Annotated in this window: 13 protein-coding genes; 7 read left to right on the top strand and 6 right to left on the bottom strand. The window is 62.7% G+C overall.

What is annotated here, in order from left to right; translation table 11 throughout:
- The first annotated feature begins 34 nt into the window (after positions 1 to 34).
- Together A9762_RS15370 and A9762_RS15365 are read left to right on the top strand one after the other, a co-directional pair.
- Positions 35 to 1480, top strand: a complete 1446-nt coding sequence (locus A9762_RS15370; protein WP_069342879.1) for an NAD-dependent succinate-semialdehyde dehydrogenase — start codon at positions 35 to 37, stop codon at positions 1478 to 1480.
- Between the two features lie 212 nt (positions 1481 to 1692).
- Entirely contained in the window at positions 1693 to 2436 is a 744-nt protein-coding gene (locus A9762_RS15365) for a sulfite exporter TauE/SafE family protein (RefSeq protein WP_069342878.1), read from the top strand.
- Between the two features lie 2 nt (positions 2437 to 2438).
- Here A9762_RS15365 and A9762_RS15360 read toward each other — a convergent pair whose 3' ends face one another.
- Positions 2439 to 2966 (bottom strand): Lrp/AsnC family transcriptional regulator, encoded by a 528-nt coding sequence (locus tag A9762_RS15360; RefSeq protein ID WP_069342877.1) that lies wholly within the window; start codon positions 2964 to 2966, stop codon positions 2439 to 2441.
- A gap of 155 nt (positions 2967 to 3121) precedes the next feature.
- Here A9762_RS15360 and mdeB point away from each other — a divergent pair, with 155 nt between their 5' ends.
- Entirely contained in the window at positions 3122 to 5863 is a 2742-nt protein-coding gene (gene mdeB / locus A9762_RS15355) for an alpha-ketoglutarate dehydrogenase (RefSeq protein WP_069342876.1), read from the top strand.
- Positions 5864 to 5867: 4 nt separating this feature from the next.
- Here mdeB and phnF read toward each other — a convergent pair whose 3' ends face one another.
- On the bottom strand, positions 5868 to 6626 hold the full coding sequence (phnF, locus tag A9762_RS15350) for a phosphonate metabolism transcriptional regulator PhnF (protein ID WP_069342875.1): 759 nt from the start codon (positions 6624 to 6626) through the stop codon (positions 5868 to 5870).
- A gap of 267 nt (positions 6627 to 6893) precedes the next feature.
- On the opposite strand from phnF, the gene A9762_RS15345 reads away from it, so the two are divergent.
- The 4 genes from A9762_RS15345 to A9762_RS15330 are packed head-to-tail and all read left to right on the top strand — an operon-like array spanning position 6894 to position 10134.
- Positions 6894 to 7793: a phosphate/phosphite/phosphonate ABC transporter substrate-binding protein gene (locus A9762_RS15345; RefSeq protein ID WP_069342874.1), complete on the top strand. Its 900-nt coding sequence runs from the start codon at positions 6894 to 6896 to the stop codon at positions 7791 to 7793.
- Positions 7790 to 8650, top strand: coding sequence for a phosphonate ABC transporter ATP-binding protein (locus A9762_RS15340; protein WP_240493578.1), 861 nt, complete (start codon positions 7790 to 7792; stop codon positions 8648 to 8650). Before A9762_RS15345 ends, A9762_RS15340 begins: the two co-directional genes overlap by 4 nt.
- Complete coding sequence (phnE, locus tag A9762_RS15335) at positions 8647 to 9459, top strand: phosphonate ABC transporter, permease protein PhnE (RefSeq protein ID WP_069342873.1); 813 nt, start codon at positions 8647 to 8649, stop codon at positions 9457 to 9459. Before A9762_RS15340 ends, phnE begins: the two co-directional genes overlap by 4 nt.
- 12 nt (positions 9460 to 9471) lie before the next feature.
- The gene (locus A9762_RS15330; RefSeq protein ID WP_069342872.1) at positions 9472 to 10134 is read left to right on the top strand and encodes a DapH/DapD/GlmU-related protein; all 663 of its coding nucleotides are present in this window, start codon (positions 9472 to 9474) and stop codon (positions 10132 to 10134) included.
- 67 nt (positions 10135 to 10201) lie between these two features.
- On the opposite strand, the gene A9762_RS15325 is transcribed toward A9762_RS15330, so the two are convergent.
- The 4 genes from A9762_RS15325 to A9762_RS15310 form a co-directional block, all read right to left on the bottom strand.
- Positions 10202 to 12292: a DUF4157 domain-containing protein gene (locus tag A9762_RS15325; RefSeq protein WP_069342871.1), complete on the bottom strand. Its 2091-nt coding sequence runs from the start codon at positions 12290 to 12292 to the stop codon at positions 10202 to 10204.
- A 200-nt stretch (positions 12293 to 12492) separates the two neighbouring features.
- Entirely contained in the window at positions 12493 to 13431 is a 939-nt protein-coding gene (locus A9762_RS15320) for a hydroxymethylglutaryl-CoA lyase (RefSeq protein ID WP_069342870.1), read from the bottom strand.
- Positions 13428 to 14642: a CaiB/BaiF CoA-transferase family protein gene (locus A9762_RS15315; RefSeq protein WP_069342869.1), complete on the bottom strand. Its 1215-nt coding sequence runs from the start codon at positions 14640 to 14642 to the stop codon at positions 13428 to 13430. The genes A9762_RS15320 and A9762_RS15315 overlap by 4 nt, the downstream gene beginning before the upstream one ends.
- Positions 14643 to 14724: 82 nt before the next feature.
- Positions 14725 to 16047 carry an MFS transporter gene (locus A9762_RS15310; protein WP_069342868.1) on the bottom strand — a complete coding sequence of 441 codons (1323 nt, stop codon included), beginning with the start codon at positions 16045 to 16047 and terminating at the stop codon, positions 14725 to 14727.
- Between the last annotated feature and the right edge of the window lie 189 nt (positions 16048 to 16236).

Below are 16236 nucleotides of genomic sequence, written 5' to 3'. Positions count from 1 at the left end.
CACCCCATTGCCCAATTGTTCTCAGGAAATTCATATGGTTACGTCAGGATATACAGACACCCGGCTGCTGATTAACGGCGAGTGGTGCGATGCCGCCAGCGGCAAGACGCTCGACGTCGTCAACCCGGCAACGGGCAATGTCATCGGCAAAGTCGCGCATGCGGGCATCGCCGATCTGGATCGTGCCCTCGATGCGGCACAACGCGGTTTCGCCGTCTGGCGCAAGGTGCCGGCTGCCGAGCGTGCCGTCACGATGCGCAAGGCTGCCGTGCTGCTGCGCGAGCGTGCCGATTCGATTGCCCGTCTGATGACGCAGGAACAAGGCAAGCCGTTCGCCGAGGCACGCATCGAAGTGCTGTCCGGCGCCGGCATCATCGAATGGTTTGCCGACGAAGGGATGCGTGTATACGGCCGCGTCGTGCCGTCGCGTAATCTGAGCGCCCAGCAAACCGTGCTCAAGGAACCGATCGGCCCGGTCGCCGCGTTCACGCCGTGGAACTTCCCGGTCAATCAGGTCGTGCGCAAGCTGAGCGCCGCGCTGGCCTGCGGTTGTTCGTTCCTGGTCAAGGCGCCGGAAGAAACCCCGGCGTCGCCGGCGGCGCTGCTGCAAGCGTTCGTCGACGCGGGCGTGCCGGCCGGTGTGGTCGGTCTCGTCTTCGGCGATCCGGCAGAAATCTCCAGCTACCTGATTCCGCATCCGATCATTCGCAAGGTCACCTTCACCGGCTCGACGCCGGTCGGCAAGCAACTGGCCTCGTTGGCCGGCCTGCACATGAAGCGCGCTACGATGGAACTGGGCGGACACGCACCGGTGATCGTCGCCGAAGACGCCGACCTCGCGCTGGCCGTCAAGGCTGCCGGTGGCGCCAAGTTCCGCAACGCCGGTCAGGTCTGCATCTCGCCGACGCGTTTCCTCGTGCACAACAGCGTGAAGGACGAATTCGCGAAGGCGCTCGTCAAGCACGCCGAAAGCCTGAAGCTGGGCGACGGTCTGGCCGAAGGCACCACGCTCGGCCCGCTCGCCAACGCACGTCGCCTGACGGCCATGAGCCACGTGATCGAGAACGCCCGCAAGACCGGCGCGACGGTCGCGACGGGTGGCGAGCGTGTCGGCTCGTCCGGCAACTTCTTCGCGCCGACGGTGCTGACCGATGTGTCGCTCGAAGCCGACGTGTTCAATAACGAGCCGTTCGGCCCGGTCGCTGCGATTCGCGGCTTCGACAAGCTGGAAGACGCGATTGCCGAAGCCAACCGTCTGCCGTACGGGCTGGCCGGCTATGCCTTCACCCAGTCGTTCCGCAACGTGCACCTGCTCTCGCAGCAAATGGAAGTCGGCATGCTGTGGATCAACCAACCGGCGGCCCCGTCGCCCGAAATGCCGTTCGGCGGTGTGAAGGACTCGGGCTACGGTTCGGAAGGTGGACCGGAAGCCATGGAAGCCTACCTGGTGACGAAGGCTGTTTCGGTCATGGCGAACTAACGTCTCACTGTTCTGGCATGACTTGACGACGCGGCGTCCTAACATCGGACGCCGCGTTTTTTATTTTGCTGCGCCACCGCATAAGCAAATGCGTATGCAGACATCCGGAGATCGGATCGTCCTGCCAGTGAAACTCACCACAATCTTCCTGAGTGTCAGGATGCCGAAATCTCCTGACGACGTATCCGTGTTAGCTGACTCGGGAAGACGCGATGTTCGAGATCTATTTGTTGACAGCCGTCGGGGCTGTCGTCGCCGGATTTGTTCAGGGCATTTCCGGCTTCGCTTTCGGTTTGGTCGCCATGTCTTTCTGGGCGTGGTCGCTAGACCCGAAGCTTGCCGCCTGCCTCGCCGTGTTTGGCGCATTGACGGGACAGCTCTTGGTCGCAGTGACCATGCGACGCGGATTCAACCTCAAACTGTTGCTGCCGTTCGTACTCGGCGGACTGGCAGGCGTGCCGATCGGCGTGGCGATTCTCCCGCATCTGGAAATGAACTGGTTCAAGGCTGCGCTGGGTGCATTGCTCGTAGTCTGGTGCCCCTCGATGCTGCTCGCCAGAAATCTGCCGAAGATCACCTTCGGTGGAAGGCTCGGCGACGCGATAGCCGGACTGACCGGAGGCGTGCTGAGTGGCGTCGGCGGATTTGCCGGCACACTGCCAACGCTGTGGTGCACGCTCAGAGGCTTCGAGAAGGACACCCAACGTGCCGTCATCCAGAATTTCAATCTCGCGATGCTGGTCGTGACGATGGGGGCGTATCTCGCGACGGGCGTCGTCACCCGGGCTGCGATCCCGTTGTTCGCCATCGTTGGCCCCGCGATGCTGATCCCGACGTTCCTCGGGGCCAGGCTCTATATCGGCCTGAGCGAAGCGCGCTTCCGACAGATCGTCCTGTCCCTGCTCACGGCGTCGGGCATCGCGTTGCTCGCCTCATCGGTGCCGAAGCTGCTGTGAGACTACGCCCACTCCTGGGTGCCGTTATCGGGCTCGGCCAACGTCAGGCCGGCCGTCGGTAACGGCAGGGCCGTCTTGTAGCGCACCTGCTTGAGCGCAAAGCTCGAACGAATGTTGGAGATGCCCGGAATCTTGGTGAGATGCTCGACGATGAAGCGCTCCAGCGTCTTCATGTCGGGCATGACCACGCGCAGCAGGTAATCGGCATCGCCAGTCATCAGATAGCACTCCATGACCTCCGGACGCTCGGCGATCGCATGCTCGAAGTTCATCAACGCTTCTTCGCCCTGTTTTTCCAGCCGGACCTGAATGAATACGTTGATGTGCAACCCCAGCGGTTCGGGGTTGAGCAGCGTGACGCGCTCCTTGAAAAGCCCCAGTTTCTCCAGCGCACGTACGCGGTTGAAACAAGGCGTCGGGGAAAGATGAACCGCGCGGGCCAATTCCGCGTTGGTGATCCTCGAATCCTTCTGCAATTCGGCGAGGATCGCGATGTCGGTCCGGTCCAGATGCTTGGGCAAAGTCGTCACAGTAGAAATATTCCTGAAATTGGCAAGAAATCGGAATAACTAGCCTATCTCAGCGCGCGAATCGCCGCAATTCAGAGGCCTATTCTTCGTCCGCCCGCGTACCATGATCTTCAGTCAGCGATGCCGATAAATGCTGTAGATCGAGGAGAAGTGCCATGACGGACATGTCGGGCGAAAGCCGAATTTCGGGCCTTGGCGGATGGCAGCGGGTCGATCCGAACGACACCGATGCGCAGGAAACCATGGAATGGCTGGACGCGCTCGATGGCGTCGTACGTCACCTCGGCAAGCCGCGCGCACAGTATCTGCTCGATCGTTTGTCGGAGCATGCGTTGTCGATGGGCGTGACGTCGAACCGACCGCAGATCACGCCTTACCGCAACTCGATCCCCGCTGCCGACGAGCCCCACTATCCGGGCAATCTCGAACTCGAAGAAAAACTCGCCGGTGCCTTGCGCTGGAATGCGCTGGCGATGGTCGTGCGCGCCAACCGGGCTTACGGCGAACTCGGCGGACACATCGCCAGCTACGCCTCGGCCGCAGATCTGTTCGAGGTCGGTTTCAATCACTTTTTCCGGGCGAGTCAGCCGGACGGCGCACACGGGTCAGGCGACCTCGTATATTTCCAGCCGCACTCGTCCCCGGGGGTTTATGCGCGCGCTTATCTGGAAGGGTTCCTGAGCGAGACGCATCTCGAACATTACCGTCGCGAAATCGATGGCCCGGGCCTCTGCTCGTATCCGCATCCGTGGCTGATGCCGGAATTCTGGCAATTCCCGACGGGCTCGATGGGCATCGGTCCGATCAACGCCATCTATCAGGCGCGCTTCATGCGCTATCTGGCGGCACGCAAGCTCGCCAACACCGAGGGCCGTAAGGTCTGGGGTTTCTTCGGTGATGGCGAGATGGACGAGCCGGAATCGATGGGCGCGCTCTCGCTCGCCGCCCGGGAGCATCTCGACAATCTGGTGTTCGTCATCAACTGCAACCTGCAACGGCTGGACGGTCCGGTCCGAAGCAACGGTCGCATCATCGACGAACTCGAAGCGCACTTCGTCGGCGCGGGATGGAACGTCATCAAAGTGGTGTGGGGTTCCGACTGGGATCCGCTGTTTGCACGCGACAAGCACGGCGCCTTGCTGCGCGCGTTTGCCAATACCGTCGACGGACAGTTCCAGACGTTCTCCGCGAACGACGGTGCCTACAATCGCGAGCGATTCTTCGGACAGAATCCAGAGCTTGCTGCGCTCGCCGCGCAACTCTCGGACGCCGATATCGACCGCCTGCGCCGTGGGGGACACGATGTCCGCAAGCTTTATGCGGCTTACGCACAGGCTGCGGCGCATCGCGGGCAACCGACGGTGATTCTCGCCAAGACGATGAAGGGCTTCGGTATGGGCACCGCCGGGCAGGGACGCATGACGACCCACCAGCAGAAGAAGCTCGACGCGGACGATCTCAAGGCGTTTCGCGACCGCTTCCGCGTGCCGCTGTCGGATGACGATGTCGAAGCGCTGCGGTTCTATAAACCCGCTGCCGACAGCCCCGAGATGCGATATCTGCTTGAGAAGCGCGCCGCGTTGGGCGGATTCCTGCCACGCCGGCGTCGAATGGCCGACACCTCGCTGCCGGTGCCGGATATCCGCAAGTGGGCGGGTTTCGCGCTCGACGATACCCGGCGAGAAATGTCGACGACGATGGCGCTGGTGCGAATGATGACGTCGCTGCTCAAGGACGACGCCCTCGGCCCGCGCGTCGTGCCCATCGTCGCGGACGAAGCCCGTACCTTCGGCATGGCCAACATGTTCCGTCAGGTCGGCATCTACTCGCCGGCGGGCCAGTTGTATGAGCCGGAAGACATGGGTTCGATGCTGTACTACCGCGAAGACATCGACGGTCAGATTCTGGAGGAGGGCATCTCGGAGGCGGGCGCGGTTTCGTCGTGGATTGCCGCTGCTACGTCGTACAGCGTGCACAACCTCCCGATGCTGCCGTTCTACATCTACTACTCGATGTTCGGTTTCCAGCGCATCGGCGATCTGATCTGGGCTGCCGCCGATCAGCGTGCACGGGGCTTCCTGATCGGTGCGACGTCAGGAAAGACGACGCTGGGCGGGGAAGGGCTTCAGCATCAGGACGGCACCAGCCATCTCAACGCGTCCACCATTCCGAATTGCCGTGCGTACGACCCCGCGTTCGCTCACGAGATGGCCGTCATCGTCGACGAAGGCATGCGCGAGATGATCCAGCAGCAGCGTGACGTTTTCTATTACATCACCGCGATGAACGAGAACTACACGCAACCCGGCATCCCCGGCGGCGATCTGGAGGCGATCCGGGAAGGCATCGTGAAAGGCATCTATCGGATGGATGCCGACGAGGCAGTTAAGGGCGACGAGCACAGCGCTCAGGTGCAACTGCTTGGCTCAGGCGCCATTCTTCCCGAAGTGATCGCCGCGCAAAAGATGTTGCAGGACGACTGGTCGATCCGTGCCGGGGTCTGGAGCGTGACGAGTTTCACGGAACTGCATCGTGACGGCATTGCTGCCGAGCGGCTCGAACGGCATGGCGACGCCACGCGCAAGCCTTACGTGCAGCGCATGCTGGAACAAAGCGACGGCCCCGTCGTGGCGGCCACCGATTACGTGCGGGCGCTGCCGGAGTCGATTCGCGCCTTCGTGCCGCGTCGCTACGTCACCCTCGGTACCGACGGCTTCGGGCGCAGCGATACGCGTCAGGCGCTGCGGGCGTTCTTCGAAGTGGACCGCGTCTCCATCGTGCTCGCCGCCCTCAAGGCACTTGAGGACGACGGTGCCATCGGCGCCGATATCGTTGCACAGGCGCGTGAGCGCTATGGGAAGCAGGGCATTCGCCGGGCGGCGTCCTGGCAATGCTGACGCCTCACGTCGACGTATCGACCATCAACTGCACGCGGTCCGCAGCGAAATGCGTAATGCCGTACTTGATCGGCACGCCGTCCAGGTCGACGTCGACATTCTCGACCCACAACACCGGCTGCTGGCGATTGACGCCCAGTCGCCAGGCGATCTCGGCATCGGGCAGCACACTGCCGATACGGCTCCACTTGCGCAAATAATCCGGCACGCCCATCGAGGCGAGTGCATGCGTGATGCTGCTGTCCTCTTCGAGCAGGCTCGGCAGGTCGGGGAAGCGGGCTGCCGGATACCAGTTGCAGGCGTAAGTGAGCGGCACGCCATCGGCAGCATGCAGCGACTCGATCCGCCATACCGGCGCGCGGGCGCGCAACGCCAGTTCTTTCGCGACGGTCGCATCGGCCTGAAGCCGCGCGGCCGATAGCATCTCCCCCTCAGCCGCATGATGCTGCTGGCGCAGGTTTTCGGTGAAGCGCGTGCGTCGCCCGATCAGGTAGTCGATCGCGCCGCGCTGCACGAAGGTGCCGCGCCCCTGTTCGATGCTCACGAGCCCATTCGCGGCCAGTCCCATCACGGCGCGCCGCACCGTATGGCGGTTCACATCGAAGCGTTTGGCCAGTTCACCTTCGCTGGGCAAACGGCCGTCGTCACCGAAACCGTTCGCCGCAATTTCTTTGGCCAGAATCTGCTCGATCTGGCGCCAGACGGCCACACCCGCACCGCGCTCCACGCGCTCCGGACTGCCACCGTTGCCCGCATTACTCATCGACACTGCGCTCCCGCTCGCTGTCATAGCGACGTCATCCCCCGGACTTCAAATGTTCATTGTTCCGGGCGCATTGTAGTGCGCAAGCCGTGATGGATGTGTGACTTTGCCGTGTCGGCACACAGAATTGTCATGTTTCCTCTATGTAATTTTCCGTAACAGATTCGTCTAGACGTTCAGATAAATACATCACGGTTCTGTCATATCCGATTTCTAGAATCCGCAGCAATGTTTTCGCAGGCCCGTAGTACAACCCAGAGGGAATTCATGAAAGCCATCAAACGCTTCGCCGCTGTCGCCTTCTTCGCTGCCGTCGCCAGCGGCGCAGCCCACGCCGCAGGCGAGTGCCCGAACAACGGTGTCGTGCGCTTCGGCGTCGAGCCGTACGAATCGTCGGCGCGCATGCTGCCGGTCTACACGGATCTCGCCAAGCTGATCGGCGACAAGCTCGGCTGCAAGGTCGAGCTGTACATCGCCACGAGCTACAACGCCGAGATCGAAGCGATGCGCAACAACAAGCTCGAATTCGCGCAGTTCGGCCCGCTCGGCTATGTGCTTGCCCACCAGGTCGCCCACGCCGAAGCCGTTGCCACGTTCGCCAACGAAAACGGCTCGCCGCAGAACTACTACGCGTCGATCGTGACGTGGCCGGGATCGAGCGTCAAAACGCTCGCCGACACCGCAGGCAAGTCGTTCGCATACGCCGATCCGGCCTCGACCTCCGGCCACCTGTTCCCGGCCTACGGCCTGCGCAAGAACGGCATCGATCCGGACAAGGGCGTCAAGGCGATCTACGCGGGCAGCCACACGGCCTCGTTCGAAGCGCTGCGTAACCACAAGGTGGAAGCCGGCGAGCTGAACAGCGAAGAGATTTCGAGCGCGCGTCTGCATGGCGAGTACGACGACAAGGCTTACGTGACGCTGTGGAAGTCGGACCCGATTCCGGTCGACCCGATGGCCGTGCGCGGCGATCTGCCGGCCGAGTTCAAGACGCGTCTGGCGAAGATTCTCTCGAATCTCGACCTGAAGGAACTGCCGGAAGCCGATCAGAAGTTCATGGCCGCCAACGCCACGCCGGCACTCAAGACCGTGCCGCAGACCGACGCTGCCTACAACCAGATTCGCGACCTCGTCTCCACCCTTCATATCGATCTGTCCAAACTGTGAACACCTTGTCCAACGTGACGGACGGTTTGGCATTGACCCCGGCTGACGCATTCGCGGCCGCCTGGGCCACCACGGCAGGGGCCTTCCGTCGTACGAAGCTTGCCCCTGGCGTGAAGCTCGCCGTCCAGGATCTGACGATGTGCTACGCGAACGGTCATACCGCGTTGCGCAATTTCAATCTGTCGGTCGAAGCCGGCGAGATGGTCGTGGTGCTCGGCAGCAACGGCTCCGGCAAATCGACCTTCATGAAGTGCGTGGTGGGCATCAACCGCCCGACCACCGGCAGCGTCAATCTGGCCGGGCGCGATCTCGTCAAGCTCTCGGGCGAGCCGTTGCGCGAAGCCCGTCTGCCGCTCGCCCTCATTTCGCAGAATGCCAATCTGGTCAAACGACGCAGCGTGATTGCCAACGTGTGCTGTGGTGCACTCGGGCGTCATCGGACGCTGGCAACGGCCTTCGGGCGTGTGCCGCGTGAAGCCGTGGAACCCGCACGTGCCTATCTCGACGAAGTGGGCCTGTTGCATCTACAGCACCAGCGAGCCGGCACGCTCTCGGGTGGTCAGGCGCAACGTGTTGCCGTGGCACGCGCGCTCGCGCAGGAGCCGCACGTGTTGCTGGCCGACGAGCCGGTCGCAAGCCTCGATCCGGAAGCCGCCGACGAAGTCATGCGCCTGTTGCGGCGTCTGGCGACCGAAGACGGGCTGGCCGTCATCGTCGTGCTGCACCAGCCGGATCTCGCCATGCGCTATGCCGATCGCATGGTCGGTCTGCGTCGCGGCGTGATGGAATTCGATCAGCCCGCGAGCGAAGTCTCCGCGCGGCAGATCTCCAATCTTTATGTCACCGAGGCGTCATGAGCACTGTGCTTGAAATGCGGGGCGGTCGCGGCCCCGGGGATATGCCGTCGGGAATGCGGCAGGTGCTGACCGTCGTTGGCTTGCTGATTGCCGTGGCGGTGTTCGTGCAGGCCTGGATCGTGGTGCAGGCGCGCCCGCAGGACCTGATTACCGGCGCGCATGGCATGGCCGATATCATCTCGCGCGCCATGCCGCCGGACTTCGCGCAGTTCATTCCGAACCTGCGTCCGGTGCTCGAAACCATCGATCTGGCGATTTTCGGCACGATCTTCGGCATCGTGCTGGCGTTCCCGCTGGCGATTCTGGCGGCGAAGAACGTGACGCCGGCACTGCCGCTGTACTACGGCGCCCGTGCCGTCATCGGTGTGACGCGCGCCGTGCCGGATCTGGTGTGGGCGCTGCTGTTCGTCACCGCCGTCGGTCTGGGACCGTTCCCCGGCGCGCTGGCGCTGGCCGTGCACTCCATCGGGATGCTCGGACGCCTGTTCGCCGAAGTGATCGAAGACATGGACATGGGCCCGGTCGAAGCGCTGACGCTTACCGGCGCGGGACGTCTGGCCGTGCTCACGCATGCCGTCATCCCGGGGGTGCTGCCGTCGCTGCTTGGTATCGGTCTGTTCCGCTTCGACGAGAACCTGCGTTCATCGCTGGTGCTCGGGTTCGTCGGCGCGGGTGGCATCGGCTTCCAGTTGCTCACGGCCATGAATCTCTTCGATTATCAGACGGTGTCGTACCTGCTGATCGTCACGTTCGTTCTGGTGGCCTGTGCGGAACGCGCTTCGGCGTATCTGCGCAGTCTGGTGCATTAAGGGTAGGGCAGTATGCAGCGTATCAATTGTGGGGAAGGGGTCGATCCGTGGACGCGCGCTCGCGTGCTGAGCGAGACGCCAGAGATCGATCCGACGTCGCTCGTGCGCGATAGCGACTTCGGGCGTTTCACGTATCTGGGACCGAATTCGTCGGTACGTGCGTCGTCCATCGGTGACTACGGTTACGCGATGGGGACGAACCAGATTGCGCACGCGCAGATCGGCAAGTTCGTCAACATTGCGACGGGCGTTCGCATCAACCCGTCGAATCACCCGATGTGGCGCGCCACGCTGCATCACTTCACGTATCGCTCCCGGTCGTACGGCATGTCGCTCGACGACGATGCGGAGATTTTCGACTGGCGCGCGCAGGATGCCATCACCATAGGCCCCGATGTATGGATCGGGCACAACGCGATCATCATGCCGGGCGTGAGCATCGGCACGGGCGCGGCGATCGGCTCCGGTGCGGTTGTCACGAAGGATGTACCGCCGTACGCCGTCGTGGTCGGCGTGCCGGGCCGCGTTCTGCGATTCCGCATGGGAGAGCGCACCGCCGAGCGCATGCAGGCCATTGCGTGGTGGGACTGGAATCCGGTACAACTGGATGCCGCGCTGGCCGATTTCCGCGCACTGAGCGCGGAAGCGTTTGTGGAGAAGTACGAACGGTACTGAGAGTGAGGTCTGCAACCAGGCAGAAGTTCGGCGGCGAGCGTTGCGCATAGGCGTGCGCCGCCGCAACTCACGAGTATCGGCTACGAACCTCAAGCAGGGCTTTCTGGCACTCGTCGTAGAGCGCTTCGGACGCACCCAGACTGACCGTGGCGCGCATGAGCGCGGAGAAGTGCATGAAGATCTCGGCCTGTTCCTTGGCGAACTGATTACGTATCTGTGGAAACGGTCGATTTGCCGCCAGGACCAGAGAGGCACTTTCCTGCATCGTTTTCTCAAGCATGTTCAGTCGGAAGCCGATCGCCCATTCCTCGTACCGATCCTCCATTTCGTCAATATCTTCATTGATGTCGTCGGTCAGTGAAAACCACTGCTTGAACGTCGGCAACTGATCCGGCAAGCCCCCTCTCTTTGATGCGATCGTTTCATTCTTCTTGATCAGATTCTGCTTGAGCAGGTGGCTCGCGGCGCTGTCATATCTCTGCTCATCCGACGAGGATACCGTGTCGCTCAGAGGGGACACCGGCGCTTTCGTGTACTTGGTGGTCTCCTTGTCACCTTCCTTGGTGAACGCGTCCCCACGTTGATGAGAGGGCACTTCAAGTTGACCTTCCAGCGTGAAATTCAGAAGCTCGGCTTCCCTGAGATGCTGGATGATTTCATCGACTTCCTCGTCAGTAAGTTGGAACGCCCCGTCCGTCAAGCCCTCTCTGACCTGACGCTGTTGAATTCTGCGAACCACGTCATCGGCCAAGTGCGCATACACCCGGCTTCGCGGGGTCAATGCACCGCTGGTGTCCGTCATCAAGTCAAGGTATTCGCGCCCTGTGCCGCTTTCGCCGCTGTTGTTCATCGGATCGTCGGTGCGACGATCCGACTTGGCTGCACGTTTAGACCCCTGATAGTGAGGTGCAATCAGATTTGACCCGAGTCGTGTCAGCGCAAGAGCTCGTGCGTCCCGATCCAGATGTAACGCCTTCTTGACTTTCATCTGCTGCTGCGGCGTCATGCGCTCGTACAGCCACGTCAACACGTTCTTTCCGATCTTGTGGTGTGCGTCTTTCAATGTGTCATGCCCACCGTTCCAGCGGCTCGTATCTTGCTTGGGCTTGAGTGTATTCAGGAACTTGGTGGATGTTTGGGGGGCTGTGAATTCACCAAGCTTCAGCCGTGGAATCTCCGGGCGGCTGCTGGAGGCGACCGGTTTGCTTGTGCTTTCCTCTTCATTGTCGCTTTGGTCTTCGCCGCCCGGATCCTCATGACCTGGCAACGGGGCCTGCTGCATCGCCATCTGGTCATTGGTGAGCCCCTGGAGGATCAATCGCATGACCTCGCTGGTTCGGGAGAAGCGGAAAAGCCTGGGATCTGCCGCGACCTCGTCCATACGCGTGAAGATGTGCTGCCAGACATCGGGCCTGATGTCGACGAACCCGGCTTCCGCAAGTGGCCCAGAACACCAGTGGATGAAATCTTGCTGATGACCTGCAATGAGCGCCCGGCTGACGGGTTGCCCATTCACGTTCAGGACCCGCTGGATGGGTTCCCCGGTGTGCGCCTCTGGATCGGCTTCACGGGTCGGCTTGACCCGCGACTGCATTTGCTGAACGACATGCCAGGCTTCATGAGGCAGATGGTGCTCCTGGCCCGGTGCAAGATAAATATCGGTTCCCTGCGCATAAGCATGCGCCTGTAATTGCGCGGGACGATCCGAGTTGTAATGCACGTTGACACCGTCGACCGAGAGGCCCGACAACGCCTCGACACCCGACCTCAGGCGCGGTGGCAACCCCGTGGTGCCGCCGCCGGCGTCTATAACCTTATGCTGGAGCGGTGCGTCGGGGTGTTCGTGCTGCATGGCCCGCTCGCCCATCCGGTCGGCCTCTTGCTCCAGTTGGGGGTCGTCGTTGATCGGTACCGCCTCGCGTTGAGCAGGTTGACCTGAGCCGATGGCTTTTCGCATCACATAGGCATCCGCCAACGTCTTGAGCTGGGCCGCGGAGGCTAGCTTCGCACTGGAATGAATCTGCGATTGCATCGACCGGAACTGCGTGGCCCGGGGGCCTTCGGTGAGTGCCGTGTTGCCCGGCGAGGTCGATGCCTTCGCACGCCTGACGTGCGCCGTAGATCCGCTAACCCTTCTAGTCTGCGCGTGTTCTTTCATGACCGGTCTCGTGAAGGCATGCACGACAAAAATTGCTAACCGAGCTTGATGGCGGCTCGAACTCAGGCATCCTACCAGTTCGCAGCCAACGCTTCGAGAAGATCGATTCACCCGTCAGGATTTGCGCCCCCGTTATGCCCCCGTTCCGTCACCCTTGCGCGGCATGGCGACGGGTCGACTCGCCCCGTGGCCAGCCGATCTCACGCCGCCAACGGATGAAGATCCAGCCGGCATCCCGCCTTGACGATCTGGCTCGGCGTATCGTGCCCGATCAAAGCCGGCAATCGATTCGACGCATCGATCAGACGGGCCAGATCGACGCCCGTGTCGTAGCCCATCAGCGCGAGCGCGTGCACGACTTCCTCGGTGCACACGTTGCCGGTCGCGCCGGGCGCATAAGGGCAGCCGCCGATGCCGCCCAGCGACGCATCGAAGTTGTCTGCACCGGCGTCGATGGCCGCCAGCACGTTCGCCAGCCCCATGCCTCGCGTGTTGTGAAAGTGCAGCGTCAGGCGGATGTCCGGCCAACGCTCACGGAAACCATGCACCAGCGCAACGACCTGGCTCGGATACGCCATGCCGGTCGTGTCGCACAGCGTGATGCCATCCGCGCCCATTCGTGCAGCGAAACGCTCGCACAGATCGAATACCTCACGCGCCGGCACATCGCCCTCGATGGGGCAGCCGAAGGTGCACGACAGCGACACGTTGACCGACTTCCCCTCCTGACGCGCCGCGCTCGCCACATCGCAAAGCGCGTCGAACGATTGCTCGCGGCCCATACGGAGATTGGCGCGGTTGTGACTCTCGCTGGCGGACATCACCAGATTCAGTTCGTCGGCACCGCACGCGATGGCACGCTCGGCCCCGCGCAGATTGGGCACTAACGCGCTGTAGACGACGCCCGGCACGCGCTCGATGCCTTGCATCACGGCCTCGGCGTCGCGCAACGACGGAATCATCTTCGGCGACACGAACGCGGTCACTTCGATCTTCGCGACGCCGGAATGCGACAACGCATTCACCATGGCGATCTTCTCTTGCGTGGGGACGAACACCGCCTCCGCCTGAAAGCCGTCGCGCGTTCCCACTTCGTTGATGCGGATGCGGCGTCCGCCGCCATGCCATACGTTCGTCATGCAATCACTCCTTTGTCGCGCAAGGCGTCGACGTCCTGCGCCGAGAGGCCCAGTTGCCGCAATACGCTGTCAGTGTCTTCGCCAAGACGCGGTGCCGAGGTGCGCACCGTCCCCGGTGTCCCCATCAACTTGGGCACGACGCCGGGCACCTCGACTTCGAAGCCATCACGCGTCGTTTGCGAAAGAATCATGTCCCGGGCGCGGAAGTGCGGGTCCTCGACAATGTCCTTCACCGTATAGACCTTGCCTGCGGGCACCCGGGCATCGCCCAGCAGGGCCAGCACCTCGGTCACCGTTTTCAACGCGGTCCACGCGCCGATGGCGTCGTCCAGTTCGAGAACGCGTGCGGTGCGCCCGGTGTTGTTGGCCAACGCCGGGTCGGCAGCAAGATCGTCGCGACCGATGACCGACATGAGGCGCTTGAAAATGCTGTCGCCGTTGCCGGCGATCAGCACGTAACCATCGCTGCATCGGTAGGCGTTGGACGGAGAAATGCCGGGCAGGGCGCTGCCCGCGGCCTCGCGCACCGCACCGAACGCGCTGTATTCCGGGATCAGGCTCTCCATGACGTTCAGTACCGCCTCGTTCAGGGCGACGTCGATCACCTGTCCCTTGCCGCCGTTCACCTTGCGGTGATAAAGCGCGGTGAGAATGCCGATGGTGCCGTGCAGGGCTGCCAGCGTGTCGCCGATCGAGATGCCGCAGCGCACCGGCACGCGACCCGGTTCCCCCGTCAGATGACGCAGGCCGCCCATGGCTTCCCCGATCGCGCCGAAGCCCGGCAGATCGCGATACGGTCCCGTCTGCCCATAGCCCGAGATGCGCAACATCACCAGTCCCGGGTTGAGTTCTGACAGGACGTCCCAGCCCATGCCCCAGCTTTCCAGCGTGCCGGGACGAAAGTTCTCGATCAGCACGTCGGCGCTCGCGATCAGTTGACGCGCGATGTCTTGCCCCTCGGGGCTGCGCAGGTCGAGCGCGACCGAACGCTTGTTGCGCGACTGCACCTGCCACCAGACGGACGTGCCGTCCTTGAGCAGGCGCCAGTTACGCAGCGGATCGCCCACGCCCGGCGGCTCGATCTTGATGACGTCGGCTCCGAATTCGCCGAGGGTCTTGCCCGCGAACGGCCCGGCGATGAGCTGGCCCATTTCGATCACGCGGATGCCGCGCAACGCGATGTCAGGCGTTTCCTGTGCGTTGGTGTTCATGCTTGTGTTCCTGCTTAATCTCTTGGAAATCCATGCGGGGCGGCCCCGCATTCGGTCGGCCCAATCGGCCTGATCCGCCCGCCTAATCGCGCGCCTTGAGCTTTGCCGGCATCGCGAAACTCAGAATCGCCGCGCAAATCAGCCCGAGGCACCCGATCAGGTACAGCGCAGGCGTCGTGCTGCCGGTCGTATCCTTGATCCACCCGACAGCGACCGGGCTCACGATGCCGCCCAGTTGCCCAAGCGTATTGATCAGCGCGATCCCGGCGGCGGCACCCGCGCCTGTCACGAGCTTGGGCGGTAGCGCCCAGAACGCCGGGATGGCCGCCACGACACCCGCGCCGATCAGCGCCAGCGCCGCGACGAGAATATGCGTCTGCTTGTCGAAAATGCCGGCGCTGAAGAAGCCGAGCGAGGCGAGCAGCATGAGACCGACGACGAACCAGCGACGCTCGCCGGAACGGTCCGACACCTGACCGACGACGACCATGGCGATGGCACCGCACAAGTAAGGCACGGCGGTCAGAAAGCCGATGGTCGTGGCATTGCTGATGCCTGAGGCACGAATGATGTGCGGCGCCCAGAAGTTGAGCCCGTACGAGCAGACCTGAATCAGAAAATAGATCAGACCGAGCATGAGAAAGCCGGGCGTCTTGATGGCATCGAGCAACGAGTGCCCGCCGATGTCGCGGTTCTGGCGCGTGATGTTGGCCAGCAGAACGGTCCGCTCCTCGGGTTTGAGCCAGCGGGCGTCCTCGATCCGGTCGCTGAGCGACTTGAAGACGACGAAACCCAGCAGCACGCACGGCACGCCGCCCACGAGGAAGAGCCAGTGCCAGCCGGGCATTCCGAGTACGCCGTCCAGATGCGAGAGCACCAGCCCGGAGGCCGGTGCGCCCAGCAGACCGGCAAACGCGGACGCCAGAAAGAGCAGCGACGTCATGCGGCCCCGATAGGCGGCAGGGAACCAGAGCGTCAGGTAATACAGCACACCCGGGGCAAAACCCGCTTCCATCGCACCGATCAAAAACCGCAGGAAATAGAACTGCCATTCCGTCTGCACGCACGCCATCAACGCCGTCGCAATACCCCATGACACCATGATGCGGGCGATCCAGCGTCTCGCGCCGACCTTGTAGAGCATGAGGTTGCTCGGCACCTCGAAGAGCACGTAGCCGACCACGAACAGCCCGGCACCGAGGCCGTAAGCGGTGTCGCTCAGGCCGAGACTGGCCTGTAGCGAGAACTTCGCGAAACTGATGTTGATGCGGTCGAAGAAGGCAAACAGGTAGCACACCATGATCAGCGGCATGATGCGCCACGCGATCTTTCGCACGATGTGCGATATCTCGGTGTCGACCGACGGATGTGACGATGGAACGGGGATCGACTCGGTATGAGCCATGACTGTCTCCTGATATTGAGGATGGCAGCGGGTGGCCCGGCCCGGATGGTCGGCAAACCCGTGCAGCATCGCTGTAGCGGCGCTCTGTGTGACGCGTACGGGTATTCTGGTTGCAGGCCGGTGGCCGCAGAAGCGCAAAGACGAGAACCGAGCTTTCGCGAATCGCGAAAGCAGCGGCCGGAGGAGGGG

This window comes from Pandoraea sp. ISTKB (assembly GCF_001721285.1).
GTDB lineage: Bacteria > Pseudomonadota > Gammaproteobacteria > Burkholderiales > Burkholderiaceae > Pandoraea > Pandoraea capi.
This window is presented reverse-complemented; position numbering and strand designations above follow the sequence as displayed.